The organism is Neisseria sp. P0009.S007, assembly GCF_051962515.1.
Window position 1 is genome coordinate 1 of the sequence record NZ_JBQCVF010001253.1, and the last position, 241, is coordinate 241.

General features: G+C 56.4%; 1 rRNA gene. It reads right to left on the minus strand.

What is annotated here, in order from left to right:
* Window positions 1–241: ribosomal RNA gene (locus tag ACTHS3_RS18500) — 16S ribosomal RNA — on the minus strand; the annotation flags it as partial.

Sequence of the window (241 nt, forward strand, 5' to 3'; positions counted from 1 at the left end):
CTCTAGTTCTCCAGTCTCAAGCGCGGTTCCCAGGTTGAGCCCGGGGCTTTCACGCCTGGCTTGGCGCGCCGCCTACGCACGCTTTACGCCCAGTAATTCCGATTAACGCTTGCACCCTCTGTATTACCGCGGCTGCTGGCACAGAGTTAGCCGGTGCTTCTTCTGCAGGTTAGGTCAACACACTGGGTTATTAATCCAGTGCTTTTCATCCCTGCCAAAAGTGCTTTACAACCCGCAGGCC